Source organism: Duganella phyllosphaerae (assembly GCF_001758785.1).
In the GTDB taxonomy this organism is placed as follows: domain Bacteria; phylum Pseudomonadota; class Gammaproteobacteria; order Burkholderiales; family Burkholderiaceae_D; genus Rugamonas; species Rugamonas phyllosphaerae.
In genome coordinates this window covers 83,606-96,533 of sequence record NZ_LROM01000077.1, presented here as the reverse complement: position 1 = coordinate 96,533, position 12,928 = coordinate 83,606, and the positions used below count along the sequence as shown (strand labels likewise).

At 62.9% G+C, this 12,928-nt stretch carries 9 protein-coding genes and 2 tRNA genes; 3 read left to right on the top strand and 8 right to left on the bottom strand.

Annotation, left to right across the window (positions count from 1 at the left end):
* Positions 1-85 precede the first annotated feature (85 nt).
* Positions 86-1,705, top strand: coding sequence for a bifunctional ADP-dependent NAD(P)H-hydrate dehydratase/NAD(P)H-hydrate epimerase (locus DUPY_RS10330; protein WP_070247741.1), 1,620 nt, complete (start codon positions 86-88; stop codon positions 1,703-1,705).
* A gap of 205 nt (positions 1,706-1,910) precedes the next feature.
* Here the strand turns inward: DUPY_RS10330 and chrA are convergent, their stop codons facing one another.
* Genes chrA through DUPY_RS10315 form a run of 3 tightly spaced genes read right to left on the bottom strand, consistent with a single transcriptional unit; the run spans position 1,911 to position 5,379 of the window.
* Complete coding sequence (gene chrA, locus DUPY_RS10325; RefSeq protein ID WP_070247740.1) at positions 1,911-3,155, bottom strand: chromate efflux transporter; 1,245 nt, start codon at positions 3,153-3,155, stop codon at positions 1,911-1,913.
* Positions 3,101-4,645 carry a S41 family peptidase gene (locus tag DUPY_RS10320; protein ID WP_070247739.1) on the bottom strand — a complete coding sequence of 515 codons (1,545 nt, stop codon included), beginning with the start codon at positions 4,643-4,645 and terminating at the stop codon, positions 3,101-3,103. Before DUPY_RS10320 ends, chrA begins: the two co-directional genes overlap by 55 nt.
* Before the next feature lie 14 nt (positions 4,646-4,659).
* Positions 4,660-5,379, bottom strand: coding sequence for an ABC transporter ATP-binding protein (locus DUPY_RS10315; RefSeq protein ID WP_070247794.1), 720 nt, complete (start codon positions 5,377-5,379; stop codon positions 4,660-4,662).
* Positions 5,380-5,410: 31 nt separating this feature from the next.
* Here DUPY_RS10315 and DUPY_RS10310 point away from each other — a divergent pair, with 31 nt between their 5' ends.
* Complete coding sequence (locus tag DUPY_RS10310; protein WP_070247738.1) at positions 5,411-6,061, top strand: arylesterase; 651 nt, start codon at positions 5,411-5,413, stop codon at positions 6,059-6,061.
* On the top strand, positions 6,058-7,119 hold the full coding sequence (gene mnmH / locus DUPY_RS10305) for a tRNA 2-selenouridine(34) synthase MnmH (protein WP_070247737.1): 1,062 nt from the start codon (positions 6,058-6,060) through the stop codon (positions 7,117-7,119). The genes DUPY_RS10310 and mnmH overlap by 4 nt, the downstream gene beginning before the upstream one ends.
* 145 nt (positions 7,120-7,264) lie before the next feature.
* Here the strand turns inward: mnmH and DUPY_RS10300 are convergent, their stop codons facing one another.
* From DUPY_RS10300 to lon, 5 genes are all read right to left on the bottom strand, one after another.
* Positions 7,265-9,178 carry a SurA N-terminal domain-containing protein gene (locus DUPY_RS10300; RefSeq protein ID WP_071651615.1) on the bottom strand — a complete coding sequence of 638 codons (1,914 nt, stop codon included), beginning with the start codon at positions 9,176-9,178 and terminating at the stop codon, positions 7,265-7,267.
* Positions 9,179-9,513: 335 nt separating this feature from the next.
* A tRNA-Asp gene (locus DUPY_RS10295) sits at positions 9,514-9,590 on the bottom strand.
* Between the two features lie 54 nt (positions 9,591-9,644).
* A tRNA-Val gene (locus DUPY_RS10290) sits at positions 9,645-9,720 on the bottom strand.
* Positions 9,721-9,773: 53 nt separating this feature from the next.
* Positions 9,774-10,046: a non-specific DNA-binding protein Hbs gene (gene hbs, locus DUPY_RS10285; protein WP_019921008.1), complete on the bottom strand. Its 273-nt coding sequence runs from the start codon at positions 10,044-10,046 to the stop codon at positions 9,774-9,776.
* A gap of 216 nt (positions 10,047-10,262) precedes the next feature.
* Positions 10,263-12,674 (bottom strand): endopeptidase La, encoded by a 2,412-nt coding sequence (gene lon / locus DUPY_RS10280; protein WP_070247735.1) that lies wholly within the window; start codon positions 12,672-12,674, stop codon positions 10,263-10,265.
* Between the last annotated feature and the right edge of the window lie 254 nt (positions 12,675-12,928).

The window sequence follows — 12,928 nt, the reverse complement described above, 5'->3', positions numbered from 1 at the left end:
AGCGGCTATTGTAGTGCGTGTGGCGTCCGCCACTCAACACGGCTGGCAACACGGCTGGCACGAGCGCCAATGTTAAGATGGCGGCATGAAGCCACTTTACCGCAGCGCCGACATCCGCGCCATCGAACACGCAGCCGCAGCAGAGCTGCCAGAGGGTGAGTTGATGCGGCGCGCGGGGCGGGCTGCGGCCGCTGCTGCGCAACGCCTGCTGTCATCCGCAGCGCCTCATCCAGGCCCGGCGGATACCTTTCCTGACCGGGCGCCGGCGCTGCAGCGGTTACAGGTGCGGGTGCTGGTGCTGGCGGGCCCCGGCAACAATGGCGGCGACGCGCTGGAAGCGGCGGCGCACCTGGCCGACGCCGGGATTTCGGTGACAGTGCTGCACAGCCGGCCCGGTAATGCGCAGTCGCCGGAACGGGCAGCAGCATGGCGGCGGGCCGCCGACAGCAGCGCGCGCTTTGAAGAGCTGTCGGCGCCTGCCGTGCAGACGGGCGACTGGCAACTGGTGATCGATGGCCTGTTCGGCATCGGCCTGGCGCGGCCCATCGGCGGTGCACTGCGCGCGCTGGTGGAGGCCGTCAACCAGCTGCCCTGCCCGGTCCTGGCGCTGGACGTGCCCAGCGGCCTCGATGCGGACACCGGCGCCATCGTCGGCCCGGACGGCATCGCGCTGCGCGCCAGCCACACCATCACGTTCATCGGCGACAAGCCGGGCCTGCATACCAACGAGGGCCGCGACCATGCCGGCATCGTCGAGGTGGCGCACCTGGACATCGACCCGGCGCTGTTGCCGACCGCTGAGCTGCAGTTGAACCGCCTGGAATTATTCGCCCGCCATTTACACGCACGACGCCACAGCGGCCACAAGGGCACTTACGGCAACGTCGCCGTGATTGGCGGCGCCACCGGCATGCGCGGCGCGCCGATCCTGTCTGCGCGCGCCGCGCTGCATGCCGGCGCCGGCCGCGTGTACGTGCTGTTTCCCGAAGATCCGCTGCCAGCCGACAGCGGCCAGCCCGAACTGATGTGCCGCCTGGCCGAAGGCTACGACTTCGGGCAAGCCACGCTGGCCATCGGCCCCGGCCTCGGCGACTCGGCCACGGCCGCCGATTTGCTGGCGCGCGCCATCGCCAGCCAGGGCCCCCTGCTGGTCGATGCCGACGCCCTCAACCTGCTGGCGCACACCCCGGCCTTGCAACGCGCGCTGGCCAGCCGTGGCGCAACCGCCGAGCCGACGCAGCACGCGCTGCAAGCGGCGCGGTTGCTGGACGCTAGCGCAACCGCCGTGCTGACGCCCCATCCACTGGAAGCGGCGCGGTTGCTGGGTTTAAGCGTCGCCGCCGTGCAGGCCGACCGGGTGGCGGCAGCGCGCACCCTGGCCGCGCGCTTGCAGGCAGTGGTGGTATTGAAAGGTTCGGGCACCGTCATCGCCGCGCCCGGTGGCGACTGCGTGATCAACCCCACCGGCAACCCGGCGCTGGCAACGGCCGGCACCGGCGACGTGTTGTCGGGCCTGTGCGCCGCCCTGCTGGCGCAGGGCTGTCCGCCGTGGCCGGCAGCGCTGGCGGCTGTGTGGCTGCACGGCGCGGCAGCGGACGAATTGGCGGCCAGTGGCGTCGGACCGATCGGCATGACTGCCGGCGAGCTGATACCGGCGATCCGCGCTGGCATCAACCGGCTGGCGCGACTGAACCTGGTCCGATAACAGACGCCCTGAGGCCCTCTGCCTGAACGGATGCCGCACCGCTGAGGTCTGCCCCCAATGCCGTCAATTAGGAACAGTCATTCTGCATCGGCGCGCAGGCGATAATACATGCCGAGCATATGATCACGCGCTCTATGGATTCCCGCCTGCGCGGGAATGACGACTCATCGGTTGCGGTTAAAACGCTTAATTTGGCGGCACTCGTTTAACCCGGTGCGAGACCCAGCCAGCCGACCAGGGCGCAAGCAAGCACCACCACCCACGGCTGCAGCTTCCACCAGGTTAAAGCGGCCAGTGCGGCCAAGGCCAGTGCCAGGTCGCGCCAGCCGAGTATGGCGCTGGTCCACACCGGGTGGTACAGCGCGGCCAGAAGCACCCCGACAACGGCCGCGTTCATGCCAGCCAGCGCAGCCTGGGCGCGGCGGTTTTTCCTCAGCGACTGCCAGAACGGCAAGGCGCCGGCCAGCAGCAGGAACGAGGGCAAAAAAATCGCCAGCAGGCAGATCGCGCCGCCCAGCCAACCGGACGGCGCCACCGTCATCGACGCGCCCAGAAACGCGGCAAACGTGAACAGCGGTCCCGGCACCGCCTGCGCTGCGCCGTAGCCGGCCAGGAAAGCCTGGTTGCCCACCCAGCCGCTCGGCACCACCTCCGCTTGCAACAGCGGCAATACCACGTGGCCGCCGCCGAACACCAGCGCACCGCTGCGGTAGAAGGCATCGACCATCGCCAACGGCTGGCCCGGCAGCCAGTGCACCGCCACCGGCAAGCCGATTAACAGCGCAAAGAACAGCGCCAGCCAGCAGGCGCCGGCGCGGCGGCTGATCGTGACCGGGAGAATGTCGACAGCAGCGACCGCGCCTGGCCGCAACAGCAGCAGCCCGATCACGCCCGCCGCAGCGATCACGCCCACCTGCGCCCACGCCGAAGGCCCCAGCAGCACGCCACCGGCAGCAGCGACCATCAGCAGCACGCGCGGCAGGTCGGTGCACAGCTTGCGCCCCATGCCCCACACCGCTTGCGCCACCACGGCCACCGCCACCACTTTCAGGCCATGCACCGCGCCTGCCGGAAACAGGTCGCCATGGCTGGCCAGGCCCAGCGCAAACACGATCAGGAGGATGGCCGAGGGCAGCGTAAAGCCGGCCCAGGCCGCCAACGCGCCAGCGTAGCCGGCGCGCGACAAGCCCAGCGCCATGCCCACCTGGCTGCTGGCGGGACCGGGCAGGAACTGGCACAGCGCCACCAGGTCGGCATAGCCAGCTTCGGTCAGCCAGCGCCGCCGGGTGACGAATTCATCGCGAAAATAGCCAAGGTGGGCGATGGGGCCGCCGAACGACGTCAGCCCCAGGCGCAAAAAGATCAAAAAAACGCGCCACGGGTGGCGCGCATCGTTCAACGGCGCACCAGGTCGGCTTCGATGGCTTTCAGGAAGGCGCGCTGCGACCATTCGAGGTCATTGACCACGATGGCCGGCGTGTAGAACGTGGCGGCGCTGCGCGGCCGGTTGACCACCACCTTGGACGGCACGATCACCGACGCCAGGCCCGACTTGAGCGGCTCGAGACGGATGCCGGTGTACGACGAATCGGCCGCGCTGGGCGCCCCGATCAACCTGGTATTGGAAAACAGCGAGAACACGTCGAGCGCTTCGAGGCAGGCGCCGGTGCACTGGCCCGGCACCACCACGTACACCGGCTTGGTAAACGGCGCCGGATCGCCGGGCAGGTTTTCGGCGCGGTCGCTGTCACTCACCGGGGCCCGGCGCGCCGGATCGGGATAGAATTTTTCATCGCGCGACTGCGCCGCCAGCATGCCTTGCGCAATTGCGGCCGGATCGTAACCAAGCGCGCTGCGCTCCTTGTCTGTCAACTGCGCCGACTCGAACGAGGTGTAGGCGATATTGCCGAACGACGCACGCCACATCACCGCCTGCCGCGCCTGCGCCACCTTGAGGCGGCGGTTGACGCGCGACTCGCCCCACAGCGCGCGCGCCAGGTTCATGGCCCAGACCGCGTCGCCACCCTGGTTGCCGCGCAGGTCGATCACCACGGCGTTGGCGTCGAGGTAACGCTGGCGATTGGCCTGCACCTCGGCCAGCATGGCGACGTAGGCTGCGCGCTCGGTGTCGTTGGGCTGGAACGTGGGCAGCGCGAACCAGTGCAGGCCGTAGCGCGGCGTGCTCACGCCGGGCGGTTGGGTGACGCCGTTGAAACTGTCGTCGCGCAGGCGCTGAGCCGCCTCGTCCATCGGGCGCCAGCTGAGCGTGAGGCGCGACTCGCGCCCCTCGTCGATGAAGATGCACTGCACCGGCAAGGTGATGAATGGATTGCCCTGGTCGATGAATACGTCGGGGGCAAACGACCACCATGGGCCGGTGCCGCCGCTGCGCTGGCCGAAGCCGAACACATTGGTCTCCACCAGTTGCGCAATCGGTTTGCCATCGCAGTCGGCAATGCGCGCGCCCACGGCCGGGCCGCCGGGGGTGGTGGCGGCCACGAACATATTGTCGCCACGCCACGCAGTAATAAAGCCGGGCCAGCGCGGCGGCGCTGGCGGCATGTCCTTGAGCACCACGCCGGCACGGCCATCGCCAAGCAGGGCGTTAAAGTGCTGCAACGCTGCCGCATAACCGGCGCCGTCGCGCACTTTCGAAGCCAGCAACTGGGCGCCTTCGCGCGCTTTTTCAAGGTTGCCGGCAAAGTCGGGGTTGGCGGGATCGACCGTGCCCGGGTGATCGTCCAGCGTGACCAGGTAGGCCGCTTCGACATCGGCAACGGCAGCCTGCCGCCACTGCTCGGCGGACATGGTGGGCGCTGCGGCCGGCGCGGCCGGGGAACGCAGGGCCGGCGCCTGCGCATACGCGCCCGCCATGGTCACTGCCAGCCAGGAGCAAACGCCGAAACTGCGCGCGGATTTTTTAACGGATGCGATCGACATATGGACTCCCCTGCTCAGACCAGCCGCCCGGCGGCAATCGTGATCGTGCGGCCGCAACGCGCGGCCATCGACTGATCGTGGGTGACCAGCACCAGGGTGGAACCGTGCTGGCGGTTCAGTTCGAACATCAGCTGGATCACCGCTTCGCCGGTGGCGGCATCAAGGCTGCCGGTCGGTTCGTCGGCAAACAGCAGCGGCGGCTCGCTGACGAAAGCGCGGGCCAGCGCCACGCGCTGCTGTTCGCCACCGGACAGGTACTTGGGGTAATGCTTGAGCCTCGATGACAGGCCCACGCGATCGAGCATGGCTGCGGCTTTTTCGCGCGCACCGGCCACGCCGGCCAGTTCGAGCGGCAACATGACGTTTTCCACGGCAGTCAGGTGCGCCAGCAACTGGAACGACTGGAACACGAAACCGAGCTTTTCCTTGCGCAGCGCGGCGCGGCCGTCTTCATCGAGCGCGTAGATATCGACGCCGTCGAGGATGACCTTGCCGGCGCTGGGGGTATCGAGTCCGGCCAGCAGTCCCAGCAAAGTGGACTTGCCGGAACCGGAGGCGCCCACGATGGCAAGCGTCTCCGCCCGTTGCACGGTAAAATCCACCTCATGCAGGATCGTCAGTTCGCCACTGGCATCGGCCACCCGCTTGGCGAGGCCGCTGACGACGATGGCGGCCTGGTTGGCCGTCACGCTGGTGGCGGCTTGGGCTGCATTGAATCCGGGACCATCCGGCACGAAATTGGAAGACGCTTTAGGGAAATCAGGCATGCGCAATATGGTAATGAAGTTTGCAAAGAAGCTCAGTGTACACGCAGCAGCCGCCCTGCTGATGGCAGCTGCATCGGCGAGCGCTTATTCTGCACCAAAAACAGTCCTCGTGCTGGGCGACAGCCTCTCTGCGGAATACGGCCTGGCCCGGGGTACCGGCTGGGTGGCGTTGGCAGAAAAGAAAGTCAAGGCGCAGAAGCTCGATGCCGAGATCGTCAACGCCAGCGTCAGCGGCGAGACCACCAGCGGCGGCCGCTCACGCCTGCCCGCGCTGCTGACCAAACACAAGCCGGGGCTGGTCGTGATCGAGCTGGGCGCCAACGACGGCCTGCGCGGTTTGCCGGTGGCGGCGGCGCAGGCGAACCTCAAGGCCATGGCCGAGGCAGCCGGCCAGGCCGGCGCCAAGGTGATGCTGGTCGGCATCCGCATCCCGCCCAACTATGGCCGCGATTATTCGGAAAAATTCTATGCCATGTACGGCATCCTGAGCCGCGAGCTGAAGGCGCCGCTGGTGCCATTCATGCTCGAAGGCGTGGCCGAGAAAACCGAATTGTTCCAGCCCGACCGCCTGCATCCGCTGGCGGCGGCGCACCCCACCATCCTCAACAATATCTGGCCCGTGCTGGAAAAATCGATCAAGGCAAAATGAAATATCCAGAAGTACTCGGCATCGCCGATGTCCTGCCCCAGCTCGCCAGCTTCGACGCCATCATCGACGCCCGCAGTCCGGGCGAATACGCGCAGGACCACCTGCCCGGCGCCATCAATGCGCCGGTGCTCGACGATGAGCAGCGCATCCGCATCGGCACCATGTACAAGCAGATCGGCTCGTTCGAAGCCAAGAAGCTGGGCGCGGTGCTGGTGGCAAAGAACATTGCCAGCCATATCGAACAACTGTGGCTGGACCAGCCGCGCGAATGGCGGCCGCTGGTCTATTGCTGGCGCGGCGGCAACCGCAGCGGCTCGATGGCCCACATCCTGTCCAAGGTAGGCTGGCCGGTGGTGCAGCTGGACGGCGGCTACAAGGCCTTCCGTGCCGAAGTGAACGCCGACCTCGAGATAGCGCCGCCGCTGCGCTTCAAGGTGATCTGCGGCACTACCGGCAGCGGCAAGAGCCGCTTGCTGGAGGTCCTGGCCGCACAAGGTGCGCAGGTACTGGACCTGGAACAGCTGGCCGCGCATCGCGGCTCGGTGCTGGGCAACCTGCCCAGCCAGCCGCAGCCGAGCCAGAAAGCGTTCGAGACACGTATCTGGGACTGCCTGCGCCACTGCGACCCGGCGCTGCCGGTGTTCGTGGAATCGGAAAGCAAAAAGGTCGGCAACCTGCGCGTGCCGGCCGCCCTGATGGACACCATGCGCAGCGCCGACTGCATCGCGCTCACATTAAGCCGCGCCGACCGCGTGCGGCTGCTGATGGAAGACTACGCGCATTTCCTGGTCAGCCCGGCCACCCTGAACGCCCAACTCGAGCACCTGGCAGCGCTGCACGGCAAGGAAAAGATTCGCCGCTGGCAAGCGATGAGCGAGAGCGGCGCGATGCCGCAGCTGGTCGATGAACTGTTGGCCGAACACTATGACCCCGCTTACCTGCGCTCGATCGACCGCAATTTCGTGCGGTATGGGCAGGCAATGCCGCTCGAGCTTGGCGACATCGGCGCGGACGATTTCCTCGCTGGCGCGCGCTGGCTGATGGCTTCGGTGCGCTAGCTCATCCCCTCCCCCACGCTGCGATAAATCACCGCTACCACGTGGGGTCGGACCCGGTACCGGGTCCGACCCCGGATGGCTCTGCGGGTTTAATACGTGCAAAAAAAAGCCGCGTATCGAACGCGGCTTTTTCGTTTCTAACGTATTACTCTTTAACTTCGGTCACCGTCGTGGTGGTGATCGGTTTCAGGATCTTGACCTTGGCGCGCTGCTTGAGCAGTTCGATGTATTCGTACATCTCTTGCTGGGCCAGGATGGTACCGATCTGCTCGGCTTCCTGCTTGCGACGCTCGGCGTCCTGCTCGGCAGGCTGTTGCACCTTGCCAATGCGATACACGCCATAACCCATGCCTGGCAACTCCACGCCCACGTAGGCTGGCAGCTTGCTGGTGTCGGCTTTCATCACGTCTTGCAAGGCTACGCCATTCAGGCCTTCCGGCTTGCTGCGCGAGACCAGCTTGGCAGGGCCGAAACCGGTGGCGTCGCCAGCTTTTCTGGCAGCAGCGAGTTTCTCGGCGCCGGCTTTCATCGCCAGCTTCGATGCTTCTTCCATGGTCACGCGCTGGCGGATCGCCGCGTCCACTTCGGCCAGCGGACGCTTGGTCGCAGGCTTGAACTCGACGATACGGCCGGCTACCAGGGTGCTTGGCGCCACTTCGATCGCTTCGGTGTTGGTCTTCTTGGTGATCGAGTCATTCGAGAACAACGCGGTGAGGAACTTGGCGTTGTTGTACGGCGCAGGACCGGCTTGCGGCGACGGCGTGCGCGAGATGTTGCTGGCAGTCTCGATCTTCAGACCCAGCTTGTCGGCGGCCGGCTTCAGGCTGTCTGACTGCTCATACACGGTGTTGGTGAACGCTTCGGCCATTTCCGAGTATTTTTTCGACGCTTGCGCGGTTTTCAGTGCTTCGGCCACTTCGGTCTTGACCGAGTCCAGCGGCTTGACCACCGCAGGTTTCAGTTCCGTCACGGTCAGCACATGGAAACCGTAGTCCGACTGCACCGGATCGCTGATCTCGCCCTGCTTGAGCTTCATGACCACCGCTTCGAGCGCTGGCGCCGGCAGGCTGCCCTTGGTCACCAGGCCCAGGTCGCCGCCCTCTTCCGACGATGGATCTTCGGACTTGGCTTTGGCGATCTTGGCGAAATCGGCTGGCGCTTTGCGCACTTCGGCGGCAATCGCTACGGCCTTGGCCTTGGCGGCTGCGACGTCGGCAGCGCTGGCGCCTTTTTTCAGTGCGACCAGGATGTGGGCGGCACGGCGGGTTTCCGGCGTGGTGAACGCGGCCGGGTTGGCTTCGTAATACTTGGCGATGTCGGCATCGGTGACTTTTACCTGGCTCAGCACGGCTTCGTTGTTGAGCACCACGTATTCGATCTTGGCCTGCTCGGGAATTTCGAAGAACTTGCTGTTCTTGTCGTAGAAGGCCTTGACCATGGCATCGGTCACTTTGACCTGCGGCACGAAATCGGTGATCGGCAGCATCAGTTCCTGCACTTCACGCTCTTGCGAACCGATGTTCGACAGCGTGGTGGCGACCGTGCGCGGCGCAAAACCGGTATTCTGCACGGCGCCGCCCAGCTGCTGCAGCGCCATGTCGCGGCGCATGCGCGCATCGTTCATGGCTGGCGTGAGACCTTGCGACGCCAGGATGGCCTTGTAGCGCTCCATGTCGAAGTTGGCGGCGCCGCCGAACAGGTCCATGATCGCGCGCTGCAATTGCGGGTCGCTGATGGTCAGGTTGGAACGGATGACTTCGGCGCCAATGGCGCGCTCGGCGATCAGTTGGTCGAGGATGTTTTGCTTGAACTCGGGCGTGTCGAACATTTTCTGGTCGAACTGCGCACCCATGCGCTGGCGATAGCTGTCGAGCTGGTTACGCAGGGCATTGTCAAATTCTTGCTGGGTCAGCGGTTGACCGCCGACCTTGGCGATGGTGGTCGCATCGTCGCCAAAACCTTTGTAGCTTTCGAGACCGACTAAGGCAAACGACGGGACGATGATGATCGCCAGGAGAATCTGCATCAAACGTTGATGATTACGAATAAATTCAAACATGGTCAGCCAATTCCGATTGATAGGGACTTGCACATACAAAAATGGCGAACTCGCGTCCGCCAACTCCACGGGATTTTACAGCGCACACACCTCTATAGCAAGGGTAATCATGGCAGCTTGCTATGGGCTGGATTGGGCCGCTTGCCTCAAAACCGTCATTCCCGCAAAAGCGGCAATCCATGCTGAGCGTGCTAATCAAGCGGCCCATGGATCCCCGCGTGCGCGACGATGACGGATTAAGCGATAACGTTATAAACTCGGTATTCAACTCGCCGATTAATTGAGCACAAAAGAAAAACCCCGCAGCTATTACTAGCTGCGGGGTATCTTGTTCTTGGCGGAGCGGACGGGACTCGAACCCGCGACCCCCGGCGTGACAGGCCGGTATTCTAACCAACTGAACTACCGCTCCAGCAAACTTACTAGGTGCAACATTGTACTACAAGGCACTACATTTTGCAAACCCTGGTGGGCGGTGAGAGGCTCGAACTCCCGACCTAAGCCTTGTAAGGGCTCCGCTCTACCAACTGAGCTAACCGCCCCAGATTTGCTATGGCAAACAGTTAATTTAACCTTAGCTGCCCACCGAAGTCCGTTAGTTTACAGCATCTTTCAAAGCTTTGCCAGCTTTAAATTTAGGAACTTTTGCTGCTTCGATGGTGATCTCTTCCTTGGTGCGCGGGTTGCGGCCGGTACGGGCAGCGCGTTCGCTCACGGAGAAGGTACCGAAGCCGACCAGGGTCACGCTGTCGTTCTTTTGCAGGGTGGTGGTCACGCCGTCGATTACGGCATCCAGCGCGCGCGCAGCAGCAGCTTTCGAGATATCAGCGGAAGTGGCGATATGGTCGATCAATTCAGTCTTATTCAAAGCAGTTCCCCGTCACATAAGTTATAACATTTAGCCCGTCGATTTATTGGTCAATTCAACCAGTCATTCGCGGCCGAGAAAAATCTCAGGCCGTATTAAACAAGCCAGCGTGTACCCCTGTCAAGGTTGGCACTGTAGAAAAGTAGGTGAAAATAAAAAACAGGCGCCATAAAAGCGCCTGTTTTGGTAAAACGTGATACTAAAAACGAATAAGTGTTAGTGCTTTACCACTTCCGTTTGGCCGTCCGGTTTGGCGGCAGCGGCTGCCACCGCTTCCACCGGCGCGGTTTCCGTCAACGGTTCAGGCTGGCGTTCCAAGGCCACTTCGAGCACCTTGTCGATCCAGCGTACCGGAACGATTTCCAGCTTGTTCTTGACGTTGTCCGGAATGTCGGCCAAGTCCTTGACGTTCTGCTCGGGGATCAGCACGGTCTTGATGCCACCGCGCTGGGCCGCCAGCAGTTTTTCTTTCAGGCCACCGATCGGCAACACTTCGCCGCGCAGGGTGATCTCGCCCGTCATGGCCACGTCGGCACGCACCGGAATGCCCGTAAACACCGACACCATCGCCACCGTCATCGCCGCGCCGGCCGAAGGACCGTCTTTCGGCGTTGCGCCTTCCGGCACGTGGATGTGGATGTCGCTCTTCTCGAACACTTCGTTCTTGATCCCGAGGCGATTGGCACGGCTACGCACCACGGTGCGGGCCGCTTCGATCGACTCCTTCATCACGTCGCCCAAAGTACCGGTACGAATCACGCCGCCTTTACCAGGCATCGACACGGCTTCGATGGTCAGCAAGTCGCCGCCCACTTCGGTCCATGCCAGTCCAACCACCTGGCCGATCTGGTTTTCTTTCTCGGCCACGCCAAAATCGTAGCGGCGCACGCCCAGGAACTTGTCCAGGTTTTTCGGCGTGACCAGCACTTTTTTGTCGGACCTTTTCAGCAGCAGCATCTTGACGACCTTGCGGCAGATCTTCGAGATTTCGCGTTCCAGCGAACGCACCCCGGCTTCACGGCTGTAGTAGCGGATGATGTCGCGCAGCGTCGCTTCGGAGACCGAAATCTCTTCTTCCTTCAGGCCGTTGTTCTTGATCTGCTTGGGCAGCAGGTAACGCATGGCGATATTGGTCTTTTCGTCCTCGGTGTAACCCGACAGGCGGATCACTTCCATGCGGTCGAGCAGCGCCGGCGGAATGTTGTACGAGTTCGACGTTGCCACGAACATCACGTCCGACAGGTCGAAGTCCACTTCGATGTAGTGGTCCGAGAACGTGTGGTTCTGTTCAGGGTCCAGCACCTCGAGCAGGGCCGACGACGGATCGCCACGGAAATCGGCGCCCATCTTGTCGATCTCGTCGAGCAGGAACAACGGGTTGCGCACGCCGACTTTCGACAGCGATTGCAGCACCTTGCCCGGCATCGAGCCGATGTAGGTACGACGGTGACCACGGATCTCGGCCTCGTCGCGCACGCCACCCAGGGCCATGCGCACGAACTTGCGGTTCGTGGCGCGGGCGATGGACTGGCCCAGCGAGGTTTTACCCACGCCCGGAGGACCAACGAAGCACAGGATCGGTGCTTTCAGTTTGTCCACGCGCTGTTGCACCGCGAGGTATTCCAGGATGCGTTCCTTGACCTTGTCCAGGCCATAGTGTTCGCCCTCGAGTACTTTTTCGGCGTTCGACAGGTCGTTGTTGACCTTGGACTTTTTCTTCCATGGCAAGCTCACCAGCGTGTCGATGTAATTGCGCACGACAGTCGCTTCGGCCGACATCGGCGACATCAGCTTGAGCTTTTTCAGTTCTGCAGTGGCCTTGTCCAACGCTTCTTTCGGCATCTTGGCCAGCGCGACTTTTTTCTCGAGTTCGTCGAGGTCGGCGCCATCTTCGCCCTCGCCCAGTTCCTTCTGGATGGCTTTGACTTGCTCGTTCAGGTAGTACTCGCGCTGCGATTTTTCCATTTGGCGCTTGACGCGGCCACGGATGCGCTTTTCAACCTGCAGAATGTCCAGTTCGCCTTCGAGCTGGCCCAGCAGGTGCTCGAGGCGCTTGGCGACGCTGAAGATTTCCAGTATCACTTGCTTCTGCTCGAGCTTTAGCGGCAGGTGCGCGGCAACGGTGTCGGCCAGGCGGCCGGCGTCGTCGATGCCCGACAGCGAGGCCAGGATCTCCGGTGGAATTTTCTTGTTCAGTTTGACGTACTGGTCGAACTGCTGAACGATGGCGCGGCGCATCGCTTCGATTTCCGAATCGTCGCCCAGCTCGGAGTCGAGCGGCGTCAGGTCGGCCACGAAGTGCGTTGGCGTATCGGTGATCTTGTTGATGCGTGCGCGCTGGGCGCCTTCGACCAGTACCTTGACGGTGCCGTCAGGCAGCTTGAGCATTTGCAGAATATTGGCCACGCAGCCGATTTCATAGATATCGGAAGCGGAAGGTTCATCCTTGGCGGCCGCTTTTTGCGCGGCAAGCATGATGCTCTTGCCCTGCTCCATTGCGGCTTCCAGCGCCTTGATCGATTTCGGGCGTCCTACGAACAGCGGTATCACCATATGCGGAAAAACGACGACGTCCCGCAACGGCAATAACGGCAGTTGAGTTTGCTCTGTTAATTTGGAAGTTGTCATGGCGTACCTTATGTGAAAGCGTAAAGATGATGTGGCGATGGTCCGCCCAATCACAAGACCGAACTACAAGAAATAATACTATGGATGAAAGAATATTGCCCACAGCGGTACTTGCATTGCAGTCACGCTGAAAATCCAATTAAAAAAGCCACGCGCAACAGCTGCTGTCACGCGTGGCTTTTCGATGGAAGCCTGCTCTGTTCTTGATTTAAATTGTACCGCCTGACCCGGAGGATGAGAAAAGATTTTTACAT

Coding starts and splice junctions, on each gene's coding strand:
- chrA (WP_070247740.1), bottom strand. CDS start 3,155: ATGGTCGCAGCGCGCCTTCCTGAAAGCCATCGAAGCCGACCTGGTGCG.
- DUPY_RS10320 (WP_070247739.1), bottom strand. CDS start 4,645: ATGTCGATCGCATCCGTTAAAAAATCCGCGCGCAGTTTCGGCGTTTGC.
- DUPY_RS10330 (WP_070247741.1), top strand. CDS start 86: ATGAAGCCACTTTACCGCAGCGCCGACATCCGCGCCATCGAACACGCA.
- mnmH (WP_070247737.1), top strand. CDS start 6,058: ATGAAATATCCAGAAGTACTCGGCATCGCCGATGTCCTGCCCCAGCTC.
- lon (WP_070247735.1), bottom strand. CDS start 12,674: ATGACAACTTCCAAATTAACAGAGCAAACTCAACTGCCGTTATTGCCG.
- DUPY_RS10300 (WP_071651615.1), bottom strand. CDS start 9,178: ATGTTTGAATTTATTCGTAATCATCAACGTTTGATGCAGATTCTCCTG.
- DUPY_RS10310 (WP_070247738.1), top strand. CDS start 5,411: ATGCGCAATATGGTAATGAAGTTTGCAAAGAAGCTCAGTGTACACGCA.